The following is a 20,601-nucleotide window of genomic DNA, read 5'->3' on the forward strand; positions in this document are numbered from 1 at the left end:
CCTTTGCTAATTTACATACACAGAAACAACTTATCTGCGATCTTGTGGTCCACCGATAACGGCTTGCTCGGCAGTGTCGAGATCATATGCTGTATGCAATGCCTTAATGACGTCATGCAGCTTATCTCCATCAATAACACAGGATACTTTGATCTCCGAAGTACTCACCATTTTGATACTCACGCCTTCAGCGGAGATGACTTTGAACATCTTCGCAGCTACACCTGGGTGACTGACCATGCCTGCGCCAACAATGGAGATTTTAACGAGGTTCTCCTCTGATGTGACTTCACGGTAAGGCAAACGGCTGTGAAGGCCTTCAATGACACGCAATGCGTTCTCACGATCAGACAGCGCCACAGAGAAAGAAAAGTCCGCTTTGCCATCCATCACTCCGCTCTGAACGATAATGTCCACATCCAGCTGATTTGCCGCAAGTGCACCAAATACTTCGGCCAGAACTCCTGGTACATCCGGCACACCCAAAATACTGATGCGAGCCACATTTTTGTCATAGGCAATCCCACTAACCACTACGCCTTGTTCCATTGCTGCTTCCTCCTTCACAACCGTTCCTTCATTATGGTTAAAGCTGGATCTTACAATTAAAGGTACACCGGAATGCTTCGCGTACTCTACAGCACGCGGATGCAGCACCGCTGCCCCCAAATTAGCGAGCTCCAGCATTTCGTCGTACGATATTTCCTTCAACTTGCGCGCAACCTTAACGATCCGCGGGTCCGTAGAATATATTCCGTCTACATCCGTATAGATCTCACACGCATCAGCCTTAATGGCTGCTGCCAGCGCTACCGCTGTAGTATCCGAACCACCACGACCCAATGTTGTGATCTCGCCGTCTTCCGTCATGCCCTGGAAGCCTGCAACAATAACGATGTTGCCTTCAGCAAGTGCTGCATTCACACGGTCTGGATGAATATCATGAATACGTGCTTTTCCATGAACTGGCTCTGTGCGGAAACCCGCTTGCCAGCCTGTAAACGATACTGCCTTGCGCCCAAGCGCTTGAATAGCCATGGATAACAAAGAGATCGAAATCTGTTCTCCTGTGGTTAAGAGCATATCCATCTCACGAGCAGGCAGCTCACTATTCAGTTGTTTTGCCTGATCAATCAAATCATCTGTTGTATCCCCCATGGCCGAAACCACGACTACACACCGATGTCCTTCATCCGCTTTTTCTACAACACGTCCGGCTACACGCTTCATGCGTTCTGTATCTCCGACCGAGCTGCCCCCAAATTTCATGACGTACAATGACAACGCAAATCCACTCCCTACCTTGTGCAGTATGCATAATTGATGTCCATCGTCATTATTCTCTACGAGAAATGACTTTAACCCAGTATATTACGAAAGCGCCTGATAGGCTAATCTTTTTTCGAAAAAAACCCTCTGCCAAAGGAATGGCAAAGGGTTGTTAATACCGTTTATTAGCTTACAGCTTGTGAAAGTTACGCACGGGAAGAGTATTTGCCTTCACGTGTGTCAATCAGGAGAACGTCACCTTCGTTAATGAACAAAGGAACCTGTACGTTCAAGCCTGTTTCCACTTTTGCATTTTTGGTAGCGCCTTGTGCAGTGTTACCTTTAACACTTGGCTCAGTCTCGATGACTTTCAACTCAACGCTTGTTGGCAAGTCGATTCCGAGGATTTCACCTTGGTAGCTAACGATTTTAACGACCATGTTTTCTTTCAGGAAGTTCAATTCCCATTCCAGTTGATCACTAGTCAATGTGAACTGATCATAAGTTTCGTTATCCATGAACGTGTGCTCTGTACCACTCGCATACAGATAGGATACGCCGCGGTTTTCGATGATGGCACGACCAATGGTTTCGCCTGCGCGGAATGTTTTTTCAACGGTGTTACCATTACGCAGGTTTTTCAATTTGGAACGTACGAAGGCAGCGCCTTTACCTGGTTTAACGTGTTGGAAATCAAGCACGGTATAGATATCGTTGTCTACTTGCACGGTCAAGCCTGTTTTAAAATCGTTTACTGAAATCACAAAAAATCCCTCCTGATATGGTTGAAAAGTAGGTGATATAAGACGATGGGTTAATGTAAAGGTGGGTTTATTCTGAATTGATGACCATGTGCGATGTGACCGTTACGGGTTTGGATCGTTCCTCCGATCGCTGTTGTCTCCTCATTTTCCCGACTAGATTTTAATAAGGTTTAAAATGAGGAGACAAAGGCGAGCGCTTCGCTTCTTCAGAATCGATTCCGCTCCCTTCACTACTTTTGCATATGGTCCAAAACATTCAGCAATAACCTGTACCTTTATATTAAAAATCGTCTTATATCCCTTGTGGCTGTAATTTAGCCGATTACGGTGAACTTCTTGTCCGACTTCGTGAGAATATGAATACCCGTCTCGGTAATCACTACGTCATCCTCGATACGCACGCCGCCAAGCCCATCAATATATATACCCGGTTCAACGGTAACAACCATACCCGGTTTCAATACATCGTCGCTAAGCTTGGACAAGCGAGGAGCTTCGTGAACTTCCATACCCAGACCGTGGCCTGTGCTGTGTCCGAATTGATCTCCGTATCCGTGACCTGCAATGATATCACGAGCCAATGCATCTGCTTCCCGTCCGGTCATGCCCGGTTTCAGGTTCTCCAGCGTATGTAACTGAGCTTCCAGTACAATGTCATAAATTTTGCGCAGTTCAGGTACAGGTGTACCTGTTGCAATGGTACGTGTCAGATCTGAACAGTATCCGTCCAAAAGTGCACCAAAGTCAAATGTAATTAACTCATTTTGCCCTATAGCCTTGCTGCTCGCTACCCCGTGAGGCATAGCAGAACGTTCACCCGATGCTACAATGGTGTCAAACGAAGAGGACGTTGCTCCATGTTTGCGCATGAAAAACTCCATCTCCAGATCCACTTCCCGCTCCGTCATGCCTGGTTTCGCAAACTGCAAAACGTGGCTGAAGGTGGCATCTGCCAGATCTGCCGCTCTCTGCATGACCGCGATCTCGTCTTCATCCTTGAACATGCGAAGTTGTTCCACAATCCCGGATACAGCTTTCAGTTCAATAGATTGAAGTGCTTCAGAATAAGCAGAGTGCGTGCCGAATGTAACACTATCCTGCTCGAAGCCTACTTCTTTGATATTCGCGGACGCAAGCAGTTCGCGCACCGTATCCATCGGCTTAGCTCCATGCTCCACAACAGTGAATCCTTTGGCTTGCTGAGGCGCTTGAGCCATGTAACGGAAATCAGTCAACAAGAAAGCATCCTGTTCCGTAATCAGCACATATCCCGCCGAGCCTGTAAAACCCGTCATATAACGACGGTTAATCGGGTTTGTAATCAGCATTGCTCTGAGTTCACGCTCACGCATGGCTTCACGCAATTTATTAACTCGTTTGTTTTCCATCGGTAACCCTTCTTTCTCTCACATTCCCGGGTTCCCGGCTCAGGTTTGTTTGTCCAGATGACGCACAAGAGCCAGCAATCCCAGTTCATAGCTTACTTCGCCAAATCCGGCAATCTGCCCGATTGTTTCCGCTGCAATCACTGAATGATGTCTGAACGCTTCGCGTGCATGAATGTTGGATAGATGTACTTCCACTGTAGGGACTTTTACAGCATTGATTGCATCACGTATAGCATAGCTATAATGAGTAAATGCTCCGGCATTCAATATCATTCCGTCTGCTTCGCCCATCGCTGCATGAATACGATCAATGATATCCCCTTCATGGTTCGATTGATAAAAAGCGATGGAGACGCCAAGTTCATCAGCCTGTCTGCGAATTTTGTCCTCAATATCCTTCAGACTAAGCGTTCCATAGATGCCTGGTTCGCGTACGCCAAGCATGTTCAGGTTCGGACCATTGATCACAATAATTCGTTTCATCGCTGCTCCACCCTCTCTGCAAATAACCATCTGCTATTTTAACACAGGCATTGCCGGATTGAGAAGCTTTTTTGCGCTATGCCCCTGCTTGCTCTGGCTCGCGTTTGCGTTCATCCGTGTACTCCATGGCTACCGTGTATCCAATGAACAGCCCCCATAGCAAAAAGAAGCAGATTTCCGTGATGATGGAATCCCATGTTAAACCCTTCAAAGGCTTCATCATTCCCAGTTTTGGTCCGACCAGCACAAAGAGAATCAGCCACCAGACAAGTCCATACACCATGCCGGGTAACGGCCCTTTCAATTTTCTAATCGTAAACGTGTAGAGCAAGGAAGCCAAGACCGAAAAGACAATAAAAAACAGCCACCCTGTTAAATGCCCTGCTGCGGTATATATATATTGATGTTTGAAAAAAGGCTCTGCGAGAAATCCTACAGGCACAATCGTAAAGTGCAACAGATAGAATAGCCAGTGTAGCCCTCCCCAGATTAGACCTGCAAAGAAACCAAGCTCCAAAGCAAAGGAAAATGGCTTGGTATAGTAGTGCGCTTGACCCTGCCTCTGGGTAGGGCGCCTGCCCCTGTCTTTTGGCTGCCGTTCTCTCGGTCGTTGACCTTCATGATGTGATGTATCTTCATGCGTACGTTCTGTCATCGATATTCTCCTTCATTCAGTTGATAATCCCGCGTTATGCCCCGAATTTCCTGTCTGATTCTACGAGGTAGTATGTTCAAAACAGGACAATCTTAACAACATCCTTCAAGCTTTGACTCACAAACTAGAAATTGGTCTTAAAATTCGATACAATAGGGTTATTAAACTGCCTTTGATTGCGAAGGCCAAGAACAGAATAGGAAGGTGAATAATTTGCCTCAACAATCCAAGCCTGTCAGCTATGGGGGGCAAGCTGTCATTGAAGGCGTAATGTTTGGTGGGAAACATGTCAACGTTACAGCTGTTCGTAGAAAAGACGGCGAAATTACGTATCTGGAAGTTCCCAAGCAAGACAAGTCCTGGGTCACGAAATTGCGGCGGATTCCTTTATTACGCGGAATTGTCAGCATTATAGATTCAAGTGTCAAAGGTAGCAGACATCTCAATTATTCTGCTGACGCCTATGCTGATGATGAACTGGAACCGGAAGAGAAAGCCAAGCAAAAAGAGAAAGAAGGTTCGGGGTGGAGCCTTAGCATGATCATTGGTGTGACCGCCGTAGCCATCCTCTCATTCCTTTTTGGTAAAGTTGTGCTCACATTGCTTCCTGTTGTTATCGAGAATTTTCTATTCAAAAATGCATTCGACAATCAGTTTTTGCATAATTTACTGGAAGGCGGCATTAAGCTGATCCTGTTACTGGCCTATCTGTGGTTAATCTCACAGACGCCGATGATTAAACGTCTCTTCCAGTATCATGGAGCGGAACACAAAGTCATTAGCGCACATGAAGCTGGTGAAGAACTGACACCGGAGAACGTGCAAAAGTACAGCCGTCTGCACTACCGCTGCGGAAGCAGCTTCATCATGTTGACTGTCATTATTGGCGTGTTTCTATACTCCCTCTTCACGTACGATAACCTCTGGGAACGTATGGGTCAGCGTCTGTTGTTATTGCCAGTTGTGCTAGGCATTTCTTTTGAACTGTTAAAGCTCACGAATTCGGTACGCGATATTCCTGTACTGCGTTATCTCGGCTATCCGGGATTGTGGCTGCAATTGCTGACAACAAAAGAACCGACCAACGAACAGGTAGAAGTATCCATTGCTTCGTTTAACCGTATGCGTGAGTTGGATGCCAAGCTTGCCAATGTCTCTGCTACATCAGAAGTACCTGTTGCAACACTCGATCCTGTGAAAGGGTGAATGATATGAACAAGCAGGCAATCTTATTTTGGACGTTCATCGCACTAGCTGCTGTTGGAGTCTTGACTTGGCTGGGAAATGCTAGTCCATCCAGGATCATTATTCCTCTGGTCGTGTTCGGAGCCGTATTCCTGCTGTACAGATATCCGCCTCGTCGCTGGGCAAGCAAAACCAAATCACCGAAGATTAAGCCATCCGCACGAACCATGGCGAAAGTCAATGCACAGTCCAGTGCCAGAAAGAGCAGTGGTTCTTCAAAGAAACGCAAGGATTATCCTTTCCAGGTGATTCAGGGACAAAAGGGTAAAAGCGATGAAGATATACCGAAATATCACTAAAAGTTACTGAATGTACAAAAAGCAATTCTCCCATGCGGAGAATTGCTTTTTTCACGTTTATACAGGAATCTGCGGTGGAGCTTCTGCTTGTTTCTTGCGCAATTCTTTTCTTTGTTTGTCCAGCTGCTCATCATACATTTTCGTATTCCACCCGTTGAAAAATTCGCTTCCAGCGGTAACACCTGAACGGTATAAAGCCGTGCTGTCCTGTAACGATAAATGAAATTGTGTTGGTTTAATGCCAAGCGTTGGTATTTTCACGGTACGAAACCGGTTAATCTGTTCGATGTAGCGTTCATCATGTGCTGTGAGCATCGTCTCCACAAGGGCCTGAAGCATGCTTAGCGGTCCTTTAATCCGGGCAGGCTCCACCTCCGTTTTGCCCACCATTTTGAATCCGACGACCGGAATAACATCTCCCCCCTGTCCCGTACGATCACCATCGAAGAGCCACAACGGAAAATTGCTAAGCAACCCACCATCCACTACGTACACGAACTGATCTTGAAAAGGAAGCCCTTTGGAGAATACTGGCGATTTGCGTATGACAACTGGATCGAAAAAATACGGAATACTGCAACTCATACGTACCGCTTTTGCCACATCCAACTTAGCAGGATCAATGCCGAACCGCCGAATATCGTCCGGCAGCACCAAGATGGTCCCATTGGATATGTCCGATGCGGTTATAAGCAACTTGCCTTTCGGCAAGTCAGCGAATGTGCGAATCCCTTTTTGCTCCAGCATCTTGCGAATCCATGATTCCAGCGCTTCTCCCGAATACAGTCCTTTCTTCAAGAACAGCCTTGCTGCGGGTCCGATCCATCGGGTATTAAAAATGGGGGAACGACGCAGCAATGAAATAAAGGGTGTTTTCTCAATAATGTCTTTCATCTCTTCGGCCCGATAACCGGCGGCCAGCAGCGCAGCTACAATGGAGCCGGATGACGTGCCAGCTACCCGATTAAACTGAATGCCACAATCTTGAGCACCCTGAACAGCACCTGCAAGCGATATTCCCTTGACGCCTCCACCTTCAAATACCGCGTTAATTAACATCACAAAAAACCCCCGTTCTCCAGGCAGCACATTTCTACTGCCACTCTATGAGAACAAGGGTTTGTCTTATCACTATGTTGTTAAAATGTTTTATAGACCATAGTAGGCTTTCAATTTGGCAATCAACCCAAGAGGGTTCTTCGTCAGGTACTGTGAGCTAAAGAAAATGTCTCCTTTGACCGAGCCATACTTTTTGTTGTAGTTCAGCTGATCGATGATCTCCTGTGATGTCTGCCAGCCAATTTCCGGCGTGCCCAGCTTATAAGGAGCGTGACCAATGTACAATTTTACATTTGTGTTAGCCACTTCATTCGCCCACCAGTCCACAACTTTGTCGTATCGAGCTGCGCTTAGTGTCATACTCCAATACACCTGAGGAGCGACATAGTCGATCCACTCCTGATTGATCCATGTCCGCACATCTGCATTCATGCTGTCATACGCGGTTACTCCTGCTTTGGTATCAGAGCCGGTCAGATCAACAGATTTATTACGCCATACACCGAATGGACTAATTCCATATTCAACGTTCGCTTTTACCCTATGAATGCTCTGTCCGAGCTGCTTGACGAACTGATTAATATTGTCCCGACGCCATTCAGCACGGTCTTTCGTATTCAATGTGTTATAGGTTTTGAAGGCTGCATCATCATTAAACGTCACATTGGATGGATAGAAATAATCATCCAGGTGTACACCATCAATATTATATTGATTGACCACTTCCATGATTGTATCGATAATATGCTGTCTGGCTTCCGGGATGCCCGGGTTAATATACATTTTGCCGGATGCATTCACAATCCAGTCGGGATGAAGCTTGGAGATGTGGTTTGCAGCCAGATTGGATGTACTCGCTGAGTTGGTCGCCCTAAACGGATTAAACCAGGCATGGAACTCCAGGCCCCGCTTGTGAGCTTCCTCAATCATGAAGGCGAGGGGATCATAACCTGGATCTTTACCCTGTGTCCCTGTCAGCACACTGTTCCAAGGTACCAGACCTGAAGGATAGATGGCATCCCCGTTTGCTCTGACTTGGACAAATACGGCGTTAATGCCCATGCCTTGTAATGTATCAAGCTGTTTCGTATATTCTTGCTTTTGCTTCTCTACATTTCCCTTCGCCCCGGATGAAGGCCAGTCTCCATTTACAGTGGAGATCCATGCTCCCCGCATCTCTTCAGATGCCGGTACAGTGCCTGTGCCTCCAGGCTCTGCCGGGATTGCCGGAGTTGGTTCAGGTGTTGGTGTTGAAACGTCTCCTGTGTACAAATCAATGGTCTGGGCTGATTGGTTCCAATTCACCCGAATGCCAAGGTTCTCACTGACAAATCGAATAGGTACCATAACCCGACCCTGTTTCAATTCTACCGATGCATCCAGACCAACTACAGCGTTATCCACGTTCGCCTGCTGGCGTCCACTTGTCATTGTGATGACGGAATCGGACTTCTGGATGGTCACGGTACGAGTAGCCTGAGACCATAGTACAGATGCACCCAGTCCTTCGCTAATGACACGCAGAGGTACCATCGTTACATTGACCTTGGGCAAGATGTATGGTGATACATCCGACTCCAAGCGGTTGCCGTCCAGAAAAATAGCAATCTCCTTCTGTCCGGCTGCTTGTGCCGTCATGCCTGCTGTCTGTAATCCAAGTACAAAAATGAGCAGCAGCATCAATCCTTTACGAACATTCATTAGTGCAGTCCTCCAAAATCATTATAAATTTGCGGTAAATTCTACTAGTTTAATAGACGCTCCTATCGATCGTTTAGTTGCGATAATTCGCCAAATTATGGTGTTCATGCAAACAAAAAAATGCTTCCTGCCATTAAAACGGCAAGAAGCATCCTTTGATCACAGGATAAAATTCATTGTATATTACTTTGTTTAATGTACTGCTGGAACTCAAGACTCCGTATTACTCAAGACTCCGTATTACTCATGACGTCCTGAAGATTTTTGAGGTCACGTAACCGACTCTCATCCTGACGGAAGTATTCAACCAAGGACTCAATACATGTAATGGAGTCCCAACTCAGGTGATGTTCAATGCCTTCCACATCATTGTAGATATTTTCTTCCTGAACACCAATCGTTGTCAAAAATTGTTCAAGCAGATGATGGCGTTCCATCAAACGTTTGCCCATCTTTTTGCCTTTTGGCGTAAGCACCAGTCCGCGGTACTTCTCATAGATCAGGTACTCGTCTTTGTCCAGCTTTTGGATCATCTTCGTCACCGATGAAGGATGCACTTCCAGTCCTTCAGCTATATCAGACACACGAGCATAGCCCTTTTCATCAATTAATTTGTATATACGCTCCAAATAATCTTCCATACTGGGCGTTGGCATCTGCTTCCCTCTTTTCTCTCTGACCGGCCCCTATTCGTGCCTGGTCCCTATCTTATAATGATACATGTTATCAATACGCATTGGCAAGTCCTGCACATTTCGCAGCGCACGGTACACAAGTAATTGGCAGGCGTGACTTTTCACCGAACGAGGCAAACTAAGCTAAGTTCCGCATCGAAAGGAGTGATTTCGTGAGTACAAGTGTAGCTCAACCGCCAGTTCGCAAAGCAAAAGGTACTAAACCCTTTATTCCCGATTTGGTGTACTTTGAACCCGGTGCGCTGGAATATGATAAAGGTAAACGTATTATGGAGTGGGTGACTTCCAAAGACATCCCTTATCAGATGACCACATCGCATAACCGGATCACGAATCTACCAGGTGAAACCGAACAAGAAAAGTACCGGATGGCGAAGCGTACTCTGGTCGTTGGTGTGCGCAAAACACTTAAGTTCGACCAGTCGAAACCTTCAGCGGAATATGCCATTCCTATCTCTACAGGCTGTATGGGACACTGCCATTATTGTTATCTTCAAACTACACTTGGTGCCAAACCTTATGTCCGGGTGTACGTCAATACCGAGGAGATCATTCAGGCTGCCAAAGGGTATATCGAAGAGCGCGCGCCAGAAATCACTCGATTTGAAGCCGCCTGTACGTCTGATCCCGTAGGACTCGAGCATATCACGGAGAATTTAAGTGACTTGATCCGTTTTATGGCAGAAGAAGAATATGGACGCTTGCGCTTCGTAACCAAATATCATCACGTTGATCCGTTGCTGAACATTAAGCATAACGGCCACACCCGTATCCGGTTTAGTGTCAATTCGGATTATGTCATCAAAAACTTTGAACCGGCTACCTCCAGATTTGAGGAACGCATAGAAGCTGCTGGCAAAATTGCACACGCAGGTTACCCTCTTGGCTTCATTATCGCTCCGATTATGTGGTATGAGGGCTGGGAAGAAGGATATTCCGAGCTGTTGCAGAAGCTGGCAGATACACTTCCAGAGGAAGCAACCAAGGACCTTACGTTTGAGATGATCCAGCACCGTTTTACCAAAACGGCCAAAGCGACCATTGAAAAGCGTTATCCTAAGACCAAGCTGGAGATGGATATCGAGAAACGCAAGATGAAATGGGGCCGCTGGGGCCAGTACAAGTATGTGTATAAAGATGATCAGCAAGATGCGCTGCGCGAATTCATTACGGAACGGATCTTTGAACATTTTCCACTAGCCAATATTGATTACTTCACCTAAACGAAAAAACGGGACTGCCCTGCACGAATAGTGATGTTGGTATAAACATTCACACCAAACGATTAAAAAGCAGGTTACATGACCCAGAGTGACTCTGGTTAACATGTAGCCTGCTTTATCATGCATAATAAAAATCTAATTTCAGTTCATCCGTTTAAATAATCATCCAGTCTGGTGTAATCTGCTGCAACCAGATCGTAATCTTCGTCATCTGGTCTGTAAAAAGCAATATTCCAAGGAATAGCATCAATGCTCCCCCGATTTTCATCATGACATTGGAATACCGTAAGATCCAGCGTGTCGAACCAATAAAAAACGCCAAAATGAAGAACGGGATGGCGAACCCTGCAGTATAACCTGTAATCAGTGCCAGCCAGGTGGTGGGTTCACTCGCAGCCATTGCAATAATCGCTGTTAGAATAGGCCCAATACAAGGCGACCATCCTGCTGAGAAACCGATACCAAATATGAAAGAGCCCAGATAGCCTGCTGGTTTCCACTTCATATCCATCTTTCGTTCCTTCATTAGAAACTGCGGTTTGAACACACCAAGCAAAAATAACCCCATAAGCATAATCAAAATCGCAGACAATTGCCGAATCAGTTCCCGGTTATCATTGAAAAATTGGCCAAACAGTCCGGCACCCAAGCCAAGCGAATAAAACACAGCCGAAAAGCCCAGAATAAACGCCAGCGTGTGCGTCATGGTCTTAAAGCGGACTTCTCGCTGATTGCGGTCATCCTTCAATTGTTGCACCGTCATCCCTGTAATGTAAGAGAGATATGACGGATACAACGGAAGACAGCATGGTGATATAAATGAGACCAAACCTGCTACAAAAGCCATCCATACATTAACATCAGGCATGAAGCGGATGTCTCCCTTCCCCGGGCTCACGTGCTTGCTCGTTCCGTCGTCAGGCTCGGAACCCTTTTTTTCCAATCATCGTCAGAATCAGCATCATAATCAGCAATAATACGATCGTTGCTCCAGGTGCGAGGTTCCAAATGCCTGCAACAACCAATCCAAGGACTACAGCAATTTCACCGATCACCACGGACAGAATTATCGCGGATTTGAAACTTCGAGCCATTAACAGGCTGACCGCTACCGGAATGGTCAATAGCGCTGACACCAGTAGTGCGCCGACAATCTTGATCGCCGTACTAATAACGAGTGCTGTCATTACAGTGATTAACATGTTCAGAATTCTTACAGGCAATCCTGTAACCGCTGCTGCATCTTCCTCAAAGCTGAGCAGGAAAAATTCCTTATGTAACAATGCCACTACAATCACCACGATCAGCGTAACCACACCTACCAGCTTCAGATCCGTAGCGTCTAAGGTATATATGCTGCCGAACAAATAACTCATGACATCTGCATTATATCCTTTGCCCAGCGTGAAGAACAAGGAAGCAAGAGCGACGCCACCGGACATGATAATGGCAATCGATAATTCGGCGTAACTTTTATACGCTTTGCGCAATTTCTCTATCGCAAATGAAGCAAGCACGGCAAATATCAAGCCTACCGCAATGGGATACACTTCAATCAGGAATCCAAGTGCAACCCCGGCAATGGTCACATGAGACAAGGTGTCTCCGATCATGGATAACCGCCGCAAGACCAGAAACAGTCCGATTAACGGAGCGGTAATACCGATTAGCAACCCACCCGCCAGCGCACGCTGAAAAAAATCACTCATTAATATTTCCAAAACAAACACGACTCCTTCGGCCTTACTTACTCTAATCTAATGGGCCATACATACGGCTAGCGTACCTGTGCAGTGGTATGTTGCAGATTGGTTTCTGCACAATCCTGTACCTCGTGTGAATGACGGACATGGAAATTAATTTTGCCATTCGTTACGGCAGCTTCAGAACCCAGATAACTCTCCATCCGATCCATATCATGAGACACCATCAGAAAAGTCATGCGGTGATGTTCATGCATATGGGTAATCAATTCAAAGAAACTGGCCTGTGATTCGGCATCAATACCTACTGTGGGTTCATCCAGAATCAACAGATCCGGGTGATTGATAAGCGCTCGTGCCAAAAAAACACGCTGCTGCTGTCCACCGGACAATTGACCAATTCGTTTATTCGCCAGATCTTCAATCCGCATAACCTGCATCGCATCTGTGCACTGTTGCTGACATTTGCGAGACATACGACGGAACATGTTTTTGTTATTGTACAAACCGGACATAACCACTTCACGAACAGTTGCAGGGAATAACGGATTAAACGCATTCTTTTGAGGTACATACCCGATTCGTTCCCAGTCCTTGAACCTGCGGATCGACTCTCCGAATAGCTTGATATCTCCCTGCGCAGGAGGAAGAAGTCCTACCAGCATACGCAGCAATGTCGTTTTTCCCGCCCCATTGGAACCGATAATCCCGACAAAGTCCCGTTCCTGGGCCATAAAATTGAGATTCTCAATCACTCGCTGGTCCCCGTAGGAAAATGATAGTTTCTCGATCTCTATAATTGGATCATGACATAGTGGCATGATTTGCTGCATGGCAAAGCCGCCCTTCATTATATATAAGGATTGCATAGCGTTCTAAGAGCCTTCACCGCGAACGGTAAAGACTCTTCGACCTGAATCCTTCATTCTATCTTATTTTAATGCGATCAGCAGATTTTGCAAATTTTTCTCCATCAGGGTGAAATAATCATCCCCGTTAGTGGCCTGCTCCTTGGTCAATCCTTCTACAGGGTTAAGAACCATAGTCTCCACTCCTGCTTCACTTGCCAGTGTTTTCGCCAATTTGTCAGATACCAGCTCTTCGAAGAAAATGTACTTAATGCCTTCATCTTTAACCAGTTTCGCAAGTTTCACAATATCCTGCCCTGTCGGTTCAGCATCCGGGGAAAGTCCCATAATGGCATGCTGAGTTAGTCCATAATCACGTGCAAGGTAGCCGAACGCCTGGTGCGAGACAACAATTTCCTTGTTTGGCACTTTAGCCAATTCATCTGTAAAATGCTGATCCAGCGTCTCAAGCTTGGTACGAAGCTCTTCATAACGTTGTTCGTAACCTGCTGTGTGATCAGGATCTGCCTCAACCAGACTATTTTTGATGTTTTCAGCCATGATCATAGCAGATTTTGGACTAACCCACGTATGTGGATCAATATGATGATCAGCGACATCTTCTTCACTGGTAGCCTCATCTGCATGTTCGTCTTCATGCTCTTCGCCGTGACCGTGCCCATCGTCACCCTCTGCGGTCAACAGCTTCACGCCTTCGCTGACGGCAACAGACTTCACCTTTGTATCGCTATTCAACGACTTTAGGAAATTAGGCACCCATCCTTCCAGTCCAGCTCCATTATAGAAAAACAACTGTGCCTTGGACGTATTGACAATATCCTGACTCTTTGGAGTCCAGTCATGTGGTTCTACTCCTGTTGGCAGCAGGTTAATAACATTGGCATCTTCACCACCAATTGCAGCTGTAAAAGCATACACAGGATAAAATGTCGTCACCACGTTTACCTTACCTTCTACAATCGTCGCACTCTTGGAGTTATCCTGCCCACATGCAGACAATACCAGTAAACTGAGAATAAGGAAACCAGTCCACAGTAACTTCATATTGCCTCTTTTGCTTGTCTTCCCTGTCCGGTTATCCGGAACTTGATGTTGCACTTTATAAAATGTCATTATGATTCACTCCGTATCTCTTAATCGTAAACATTACTGAAAGAATTATAGGTAACATGAACCCACTTGTCAAGCTATACCTTCCTATTCATTCTTTCCTGAAGTACGGAGTTATAACAGTATATGCTTGTTCTCTACCCGTCAGATACGAAATTATATCAATAAAAAAAGGGACCCGAATTACATCGGGCCACCTTGAGTTATAGATACGACAATATTTGAATCAATTTCATAACTCATAAAAAAAGGATTATGATTTGATTCTTCTTATTTTACTTGTGCGCCATTAGGCATGCTGTCTGGTACTGTAGCAAGTGTAAGCTGGTCGCCATGGGATGCAGCAAGGATCATACCTTGAGACAGTTCACCACGAAGTTTCACCGGTTTGAGGTTAGTTACACAGATGACTTTGCGTCCAACCATCTCTTCTGGCGAATAGAACTTTGCGATTCCAGAGACAACCTGGCGCTGCTCATAACCCAGATCGAGCTGCAATTTCAGCAACTTATCCGCTTTTTTGACAGGTTCGCAGGAGATGACTTGAGCCACACGCAGTTCAACTTTAGCAAAATCGTCAATGCCGATCTCTTCCGTACCTTCAGGTGCAGTTACCGGTTCAACAGCTGCCGAAGCTCCAGCCTCTGCTTGACTTGCTTCAGGCTGTGCCGCTTTTTGGCCGCCAGTCATCGCTTCTGAGATATAGGCAATTTCCTGTTCGGAATCCAAACGCGGGAAGATTGGATCACCTTTTTGCAAAGCGTTTCCAACCGGAACAAGCCCCCATTGCTTGGCTGTATCCCACGCCGTGAGTTCACCTTCCTGAATGCCAAGCTGTGCCCAGATTTTATGCGGAGCACGTGTCAGGAACGGTTGCAACAGAATTGAAGCAATGCGCAAGCTTTCGATCAGGTGAGCCATAACGGATGCCAATTCATGGCGTTTTGCTTCATCACGAGCCAGCGCCCATGGCTGCGTCTCATCAATGTATTTATTGGTGCGGCTGACAAATTGGCTGATCGCCGTCAGTGCTACGGAAAACTGCAGGTTTTCCATCGCCTGTTCCACTTTTTCTACTGTAGCATGGCCTGCTTCTTCCAGCGAAGCATCAAATTCCGTTACATTCGATGCAAACGCAGGGGCTTTGCCTTCAAAATATTTGTCTACCATGGCAACTGTACGGTTCAACAGGTTACCCAGGTCGTTCGCAAGGTCGGAGTTTACACGTTCTACGAAGCTCTCCGGTGTAAACGTACCATCGGAACCAAACGGTACTTCACGCAGCAGGTAATAACGCAGTGCATCGAGACCATAGCGGTCAATCAGAGTCACTGGATCAACCACATTGCCTTTGGATTTGGACATCTTGCCATCCTTCATCAACAACCAGCCATGTGCGAACACTTTCTTCGGCAAAGGCAGATCCAATGCCATCAACATAATTGGCCAGTAGATCGTATGGAAACGAACAATTTCTTTACCTACCAGATGTACATCCGCAGGCCAGAACTTGTTATACAGGGATGCATCGGATGAACCATAGCCCAGAGCTGTAATATAGTTGGACAGCGCATCAATCCATACGTAGACGACGTGTTTTGGATCGCCTTTAACTTTGACACCCCATTCAAATGTAGTACGTGATACAGCCAAATCTTCAAGACCCGGCTTGATGAAGTTGTTGATCATCTCGTTCTTACGGGATTCCGGCTGAATAAAGCCCGGGTTCTCTTCATAATATTTCAACAAACGATCTGCATATTTGCTCATACGGAAGAAGTAGGATTCTTCTTTGACCAATTCAACGGGGTGTCCGCTATCCGGGCTCTTGGCTGAGATAATCTCGCCCTTCTCATTCTTCTCTACATCCACCAGTTGAGTCTCTGTGTAATACGTCTCATCTGGAATGCTGTACCAGCCTTCATACTCACCTTTGTAGATATCTCCCTGTTTCAGCAAACGGTCAAAGATATCCTGAACGACGGTTTTGTGACGCTCTTCAGTTGTACGGATAAAGTCGTCATTGGAAATGTCCAGCTTGTTCCACAGTTCCTTGATTCCCACAACGATATCATCGATAAAAGCTTGCGGAGTCTGTCCTTTCTCCTGGGCCTTACGCTCAATCTTCTGGCCATGTTCATCAGTTCCTGTCAGATAATGAGCATCATAACCACGCAGACGCTTGTAACGAACCATCGCATCTCCCGCCACAGTGGTATACGCGTGCCCAATATGCAATTTGTCACTCGGATAATAAATCGGGGTTGTTAGATAAAATGTTTTTTGGTCAGCCATGAATGACTTCTCCTCCTTCAAATGGTCCTGCTTCATGTGATCCTTTCGTCCAAAACAACTAAAAAAGAACACAAAAAACTCCCGCCCCTATGGGACGAGAGTTGCTCTCACGTGTTACCACCCAAATTCCCCATGTTTTTCGCAAAACACAGGCTCTGTCGGTCCTTCGACCGCCCATTAACGCTGGATCACGCCTCAGCCTTACGACAGCAGCTCTGAAATCGCTGTCTGCACGCTCGAAAGAGGTTCCTCCGGGACCATGTTCCATCCTCCTCCCAGACCGGTTCTCAGCTCATCCGGCTCTCTGCACTGGGGGTGTGTCTGTACTTATCCCTTCACTGGAAATCATATAGAAGTTGTTCAAAAAGTAAAACTAGACATTTTGAACTCGCATATATAGGAAAAATATACTGAAATGCGGGCCCCTTTGTCAAGTGGGCAGCAGCCTCGAGTTCAATTCCAGTTTGCTTCACGGCCACCCGAATACTTCAGGTTATAACGTTACTCGGATACCAGAGTAGACTTCTCCGCCTTTGGTGGCACCAGATCTACACCACCTGGATGAAACGGATGACATTTGGCAATACGTTTCGCTGTTAACAACGAGCCTTTGAGCGCACCGTGCACTTCAATCGCCTCCATGGCATAAGCCGAACAGCTCGGATAGAACCGACATGTTGGCGGCGTTAATGGAGAGATATAGTTGCGGTACACCCGAATGGGTGCCTGAGCGATTCTGCGCGATAACTTCATCGTCAGTGCTTCCCGTGAGCGTGATGTCCCGACGCCGCTTTGGCAGGAGCATGCTCAGCACAGTCCTTGCAATAGCCAAACACCTCAAACTTGTGGTCCACAACCTGAAATTGTTCAGGCGCATCCGCAAGCTGCATCGGGCAAAAAATAATAGGATACGTCTTCTGACACTTCAGACAGATCATATGATGGTGATGATGATCTTCACTACAGTGTGCTTTGAATTTAACGCCATCTTCGAAGATGACCTGTTCCAGTACACCCAGTTCCTGCATCACCCGCAGATTCCGATATACTGTGTCAAAACTCAGTCCGCTGTAAGTCTTACCCATATATTCATAGACGTCCTTGGGTGTAAGATACCCGGGGGACTCGGCAAATAACCGGGCCAGTGTTTTCCGCTGATCAGTAATGCGGAGCCCCTGTGAGGACATAGTCGAAATAATCTGTTCTGTCGACAGCATGATCTAAAGCACCTCCTGTCTTACGAGCATTTTGCCTCTTCTGTATACATCTAATAATGCATCAAATTACGATTAGAGTCAACGAAGACACCGGGTTAGGTCATTCCAACAACACATAAAAAGGACTCCATACACATGCATTGCCATTACGTTTAGCTTTGAGCTAATGACATTACATATTAATGGAGTCCCTTCCTGACGGTTCAGATGATCAATCGTTCGGGCGACTTTTGGGGTGAACGGGTATATATGATATAAGCTTTCACTCCAAACCGTCCGTGCATGTTCATGATATTACTTTTCAGCCGGAAGCGGCGTGAACAGCAGGTTAACAGGCAAGTTACTTCCTGGTGCCGCCGAGAAGAGAATCGTTACACTCTCGCCGTATGAACCTGTGCGATACATTACGCTTTGCTCATTAGGTGCAGTTACAGATTTACCTGTGGAAATCTGAACAACTTGTCCGTTCACGAGTGCCACACCTGAGTATCTGCCTCCACGAGGGTTAAATGAAATCAACGTGCGCGGAGCAACATTATTCAATGTAATTTTGTACAATACACCGAAGTTACCTGCGTTGGAAGCTTCTGTGTAAGCCATCGGGTCCGTTCCCACAAGGTTCGGATCACTTGCATTGTCTCCAAGTGGAAGACGTGCAGGCTTCGATCCTATTTCTTGATCATACGTGATGATCCGTGTTGCATTCGGGTACGTTCCGCGGTTGTGAACACCATCACGATCCAGAACCGGCAGGCTCGACAACACTTCCATCGGGTCCTTGTTTTCTTCGATCATGATAATGTTGTAATCCAGTTCATAGTCACTGAATACATCCGAATACAAGGAAATGACTTGTCCCTGTTTCATCGGGAGAACACTCAGATCATTAAGAATCAGCTTGCTTTCTCCTGGCTGGATGTACACTTTCTTTTGTCCTGTGCCATTCTGCATGGACTGGAACCAACGATCAATGGACAACTTTCCAGCTACCGTTGCAAAAGGAGATGGTCCTGCAAAGCCCATGTTTTGTTGTTCAATGGACGCCGTGTATGCATTGTTGTTTGTCGCTACAACATACATTTTCACGTTTTTGCCCGTGTTGTTCACATGGTGAATCATGAATCGTGTCTGTCCGAAGGAAGATTCCTTGTACACAATGCCTTCTGTATTCACGGTTTCCGGGCTGTTACTGCGGATCAGCAGACTGGGTTCATCATAATAAGTGAAAGGTACTTTCTCCAATGCGGGTACTCCACCACCGTCAAAAGTGAATTTCTCACCAACTGGTGTGAACAATTGATTGAAGTCGGACAAACTATACAGCGTTTCGCCCGTAATGTTGATCATCTTGGTGTAGCTATCACTAGCACCATGTTTATCGGTAACTGTAATCGTTACGGTCTTCGGTCCTGGAACAAAGAATGCAAGTGCATTGTTATCCCATTCGGTTTTAACAATTGCGTTCTCATCATCTGTGCTTTGATCAATATAAGTGATTTTCTCACCCATTTTGTATTCTTCTTTATCTGTCGTAAACATTGCAACAGGTGGTAGATTCGGTCTTTCAACCTTAATCGTAACCGAATACGGATCGCTCCATTGACCACTTGAATCCTGAACCGCATAGGTTACTGTGTATACACCTGGTTGGTCGAATGAATCCTGACGGCCTGTCCAACGCTCATCTACAATGCTGAGTCCCTTGGGAGAGCTGGATCTGGTGGTGTAGGTTACCTGGTCTCCGGCAAAGACCTCTTTTTGTACCGTGAAGCTTGCCACCGGTTTGGTACTCAGATTCAATACAACCGTTTTGGCAGATTGATTTACTTTATACGTAATGTCCAGAGCCTGTGTAATTGAAGTCAATGGCACCATGAACGTATTTTTTTGTTGATAAGCCGCGCCCTTCATCGTTCTGGATACACCATTAACGGTATAGATCTTGCTGTTGGTTTTGAAACGCAGCTCATCTTCACCACTAATAATGATCGTTTCTTTGGTTGTGTTATCGTATTTAACATCATAGCCAACCCGATCAACGAGAGCACGAATAGCTACATAGGATACACCATTTTTAACAGCCATTGGCTGCCCGGCAAGATATGTTTTGCCATCTTGCATCATTTTATTACTGTTCATATAAAGAGTAAGGTCTCCGCCTCCAGCAACAGATGAACTCCCCGTAGACGGTTGCTCTACTTCTGCTGGTGCAGGTGCTGGTGTTTCCTCAGCTGTACCTTCTTCGTCCGTCGGTTCCTCTACCGGATCAACTGGAGTAACATCTGTTCCTGTAGGAACATTGGTTTCCGGATTCACTTCTTCAGTTGTTTCAATATTTGATGTTGGCGTGTTTGTTTCGGATTTCACTTCGGATTCCGCGATGGTTTGTTCTTTCTTCACAACCTCCACGGATTTAACTTTGGCTGTATTCACTGGTGTAGTATCGCTCTGATCTGCTGACTGTGCATTGGCAGGAATCACTGCAAACGCCTGAAAAACAGCAAAAGCGGTAAGTATGGACAATTTCTTCTTCAAATTCATTCTTTGTCTTTGGCTCCTTCTGCTCCCATTTATAAATATCCCCCTCAAAAAGTCATATTATTAGACGCTTGCAACCGGGAAAAGT

The 20,601-nt window shown here is 46.1% G+C and carries 19 protein-coding genes; 3 read left to right on the plus strand and 16 right to left on the minus strand.

What is annotated here, in order from left to right; genetic code table 11:
- Positions 1-30: 30 nt before the first annotated feature.
- The 5 genes from MKZ12_RS19570 to MKZ12_RS19590 all read right to left on the minus strand — a co-directional run bounded on the left by MKZ12_RS19570 (position 31) and on the right by MKZ12_RS19590 (position 4,559).
- A complete protein-coding gene (locus tag MKZ12_RS19570) occupies positions 31-1,284 on the minus strand; it encodes an aspartate kinase (RefSeq protein WP_339235492.1) in 1,254 nt (417 codons plus the stop codon).
- A 191-nt stretch (positions 1,285-1,475) separates the two neighbouring features.
- Positions 1,476-2,033: an elongation factor P gene (gene efp, locus MKZ12_RS19575; RefSeq protein ID WP_017687580.1), complete on the minus strand. Its 558-nt coding sequence runs from the start codon at positions 2,031-2,033 to the stop codon at positions 1,476-1,478.
- A 314-nt stretch (positions 2,034-2,347) separates the two neighbouring features.
- Positions 2,348-3,421 carry a Xaa-Pro peptidase family protein gene (locus MKZ12_RS19580; protein ID WP_339256212.1) on the minus strand — a complete coding sequence of 358 codons (1,074 nt, stop codon included), beginning with the start codon at positions 3,419-3,421 and terminating at the stop codon, positions 2,348-2,350.
- Positions 3,422-3,460: 39 nt separating this feature from the next.
- A complete protein-coding gene (gene aroQ, locus MKZ12_RS19585) occupies positions 3,461-3,904 on the minus strand; it encodes a type II 3-dehydroquinate dehydratase (protein ID WP_339235497.1) in 444 nt (147 codons plus the stop codon).
- A 76-nt stretch (positions 3,905-3,980) separates the two neighbouring features.
- Complete coding sequence (locus tag MKZ12_RS19590) at positions 3,981-4,559, minus strand: YqhR family membrane protein (RefSeq protein WP_339235499.1); 579 nt, start codon at positions 4,557-4,559, stop codon at positions 3,981-3,983.
- 213 nt (positions 4,560-4,772) lie between these two features.
- Here MKZ12_RS19590 and MKZ12_RS19595 point away from each other — a divergent pair, with 213 nt between their 5' ends.
- Both MKZ12_RS19595 and MKZ12_RS19600 read left to right on the plus strand, forming a co-directional pair.
- Positions 4,773-5,765 (plus strand): DUF1385 domain-containing protein, encoded by a 993-nt coding sequence (locus tag MKZ12_RS19595; RefSeq protein WP_062835280.1) that lies wholly within the window; start codon positions 4,773-4,775, stop codon positions 5,763-5,765.
- A 5-nt stretch (positions 5,766-5,770) separates the two neighbouring features.
- Entirely contained in the window at positions 5,771-6,103 is a 333-nt protein-coding gene (locus MKZ12_RS19600) for a hypothetical protein (protein ID WP_339235501.1), read from the plus strand.
- A 57-nt stretch (positions 6,104-6,160) separates the two neighbouring features.
- Here the strand turns inward: MKZ12_RS19600 and MKZ12_RS19605 are convergent, their stop codons facing one another.
- The 3 genes from MKZ12_RS19605 to mntR all read right to left on the minus strand — a co-directional run bounded on the left by MKZ12_RS19605 (position 6,161) and on the right by mntR (position 9,519).
- Positions 6,161-7,162 carry a patatin-like phospholipase family protein gene (locus MKZ12_RS19605; protein WP_339256214.1) on the minus strand — a complete coding sequence of 334 codons (1,002 nt, stop codon included), beginning with the start codon at positions 7,160-7,162 and terminating at the stop codon, positions 6,161-6,163.
- 90 nt (positions 7,163-7,252) lie between these two features.
- A complete protein-coding gene (locus MKZ12_RS19610; RefSeq protein WP_339235506.1) occupies positions 7,253-8,863 on the minus strand; it encodes a family 10 glycosylhydrolase in 1,611 nt (536 codons plus the stop codon).
- 227 nt (positions 8,864-9,090) lie between these two features.
- Entirely contained in the window at positions 9,091-9,519 is a 429-nt protein-coding gene (mntR, locus tag MKZ12_RS19615; RefSeq protein ID WP_062835284.1) for a transcriptional regulator MntR, read from the minus strand.
- Positions 9,520-9,710: 191 nt separating this feature from the next.
- Here mntR and splB point away from each other — a divergent pair, with 191 nt between their 5' ends.
- The gene (gene splB, locus MKZ12_RS19620) at positions 9,711-10,781 is read left to right on the plus strand and encodes a spore photoproduct lyase (RefSeq protein ID WP_339235508.1); all 1,071 of its coding nucleotides are present in this window, start codon (positions 9,711-9,713) and stop codon (positions 10,779-10,781) included.
- 154 nt (positions 10,782-10,935) lie between these two features.
- On the opposite strand, the gene MKZ12_RS19625 is transcribed toward splB, so the two are convergent.
- The 8 genes from MKZ12_RS19625 to MKZ12_RS19660 all read right to left on the minus strand — a co-directional run bounded on the left by MKZ12_RS19625 (position 10,936) and on the right by MKZ12_RS19660 (position 20,516).
- Positions 10,936-11,649, minus strand: a complete 714-nt coding sequence (locus MKZ12_RS19625; RefSeq protein WP_339235511.1) for a cytochrome c biogenesis protein CcdA — start codon at positions 11,647-11,649, stop codon at positions 10,936-10,938.
- 49 nt (positions 11,650-11,698) lie between these two features.
- A complete protein-coding gene (locus MKZ12_RS19630; RefSeq protein WP_017687569.1) occupies positions 11,699-12,502 on the minus strand; it encodes a metal ABC transporter permease in 804 nt (267 codons plus the stop codon).
- A gap of 56 nt (positions 12,503-12,558) precedes the next feature.
- Positions 12,559-13,317, minus strand: coding sequence for a metal ABC transporter ATP-binding protein (locus MKZ12_RS19635; RefSeq protein WP_339235515.1), 759 nt, complete (start codon positions 13,315-13,317; stop codon positions 12,559-12,561).
- Positions 13,318-13,416: 99 nt separating this feature from the next.
- Complete coding sequence (locus tag MKZ12_RS19640; RefSeq protein WP_339243136.1) at positions 13,417-14,397, minus strand: metal ABC transporter substrate-binding protein; 981 nt, start codon at positions 14,395-14,397, stop codon at positions 13,417-13,419.
- 336 nt (positions 14,398-14,733) lie between these two features.
- Entirely contained in the window at positions 14,734-16,794 is a 2,061-nt protein-coding gene (metG, locus tag MKZ12_RS19645) for a methionine--tRNA ligase (protein ID WP_339256216.1), read from the minus strand.
- Between the two features lie 465 nt (positions 16,795-17,259).
- The gene (gene yidD, locus MKZ12_RS19650) at positions 17,260-17,511 is read right to left on the minus strand and encodes a membrane protein insertion efficiency factor YidD (protein ID WP_091018158.1); all 252 of its coding nucleotides are present in this window, start codon (positions 17,509-17,511) and stop codon (positions 17,260-17,262) included.
- 2 nt (positions 17,512-17,513) lie between these two features.
- Complete coding sequence (locus MKZ12_RS19655) at positions 17,514-17,975, minus strand: Fur family transcriptional regulator (protein WP_339235519.1); 462 nt, start codon at positions 17,973-17,975, stop codon at positions 17,514-17,516.
- A gap of 294 nt (positions 17,976-18,269) precedes the next feature.
- Positions 18,270-20,516, minus strand: coding sequence for a stalk domain-containing protein (locus tag MKZ12_RS19660; RefSeq protein WP_339256218.1), 2,247 nt, complete (start codon positions 20,514-20,516; stop codon positions 18,270-18,272).
- Between the last annotated feature and the right edge of the window lie 85 nt (positions 20,517-20,601).

The organism is Paenibacillus sp. FSL R5-0713 (genome assembly GCF_037973325.1).
In the GTDB taxonomy this organism is placed as follows: Bacteria; Bacillota; Bacilli; order Paenibacillales; family Paenibacillaceae; genus Paenibacillus.

Coding starts and splice junctions, on each gene's coding strand:
- MKZ12_RS19635 (WP_339235515.1), bottom strand. CDS start 13,317: ATGCAGCAAATCATGCCACTATGTCATGATCCAATTATAGAGATCGAG.
- MKZ12_RS19580 (WP_339256212.1), bottom strand. CDS start 3,421: ATGGAAAACAAACGAGTTAATAAATTGCGTGAAGCCATGCGTGAGCGT.
- aroQ (WP_339235497.1), bottom strand. CDS start 3,904: ATGAAACGAATTATTGTGATCAATGGTCCGAACCTGAACATGCTTGGC.
- MKZ12_RS19605 (WP_339256214.1), bottom strand. CDS start 7,162: ATGTTAATTAACGCGGTATTTGAAGGTGGAGGCGTCAAGGGAATATCG.
- mntR (WP_062835284.1), bottom strand. CDS start 9,519: ATGCCAACGCCCAGTATGGAAGATTATTTGGAGCGTATATACAAATTA.
- MKZ12_RS19590 (WP_339235499.1), bottom strand. CDS start 4,559: ATGACAGAACGTACGCATGAAGATACATCACATCATGAAGGTCAACGA.
- MKZ12_RS19610 (WP_339235506.1), bottom strand. CDS start 8,863: ATGAATGTTCGTAAAGGATTGATGCTGCTGCTCATTTTTGTACTTGGA.
- yidD (WP_091018158.1), bottom strand. CDS start 17,511: ATGAAGTTATCGCGCAGAATCGCTCAGGCACCCATTCGGGTGTACCGC.
- metG (WP_339256216.1), bottom strand. CDS start 16,794: ATGAAGCAGGACCATTTGAAGGAGGAGAAGTCATTCATGGCTGACCAA.
- MKZ12_RS19640 (WP_339243136.1), bottom strand. CDS start 14,397: ATGAAGTTACTGTGGACTGGTTTCCTTATTCTCAGTTTACTGGTATTG.
- MKZ12_RS19625 (WP_339235511.1), bottom strand. CDS start 11,649: ATGCCTGATGTTAATGTATGGATGGCTTTTGTAGCAGGTTTGGTCTCA.
- MKZ12_RS19655 (WP_339235519.1), bottom strand. CDS start 17,975: ATGCTGTCGACAGAACAGATTATTTCGACTATGTCCTCACAGGGGCTC.
- MKZ12_RS19660 (WP_339256218.1), bottom strand. CDS start 20,516: ATGAATTTGAAGAAGAAATTGTCCATACTTACCGCTTTTGCTGTTTTT.
- MKZ12_RS19600 (WP_339235501.1), top strand. CDS start 5,771: ATGAACAAGCAGGCAATCTTATTTTGGACGTTCATCGCACTAGCTGCT.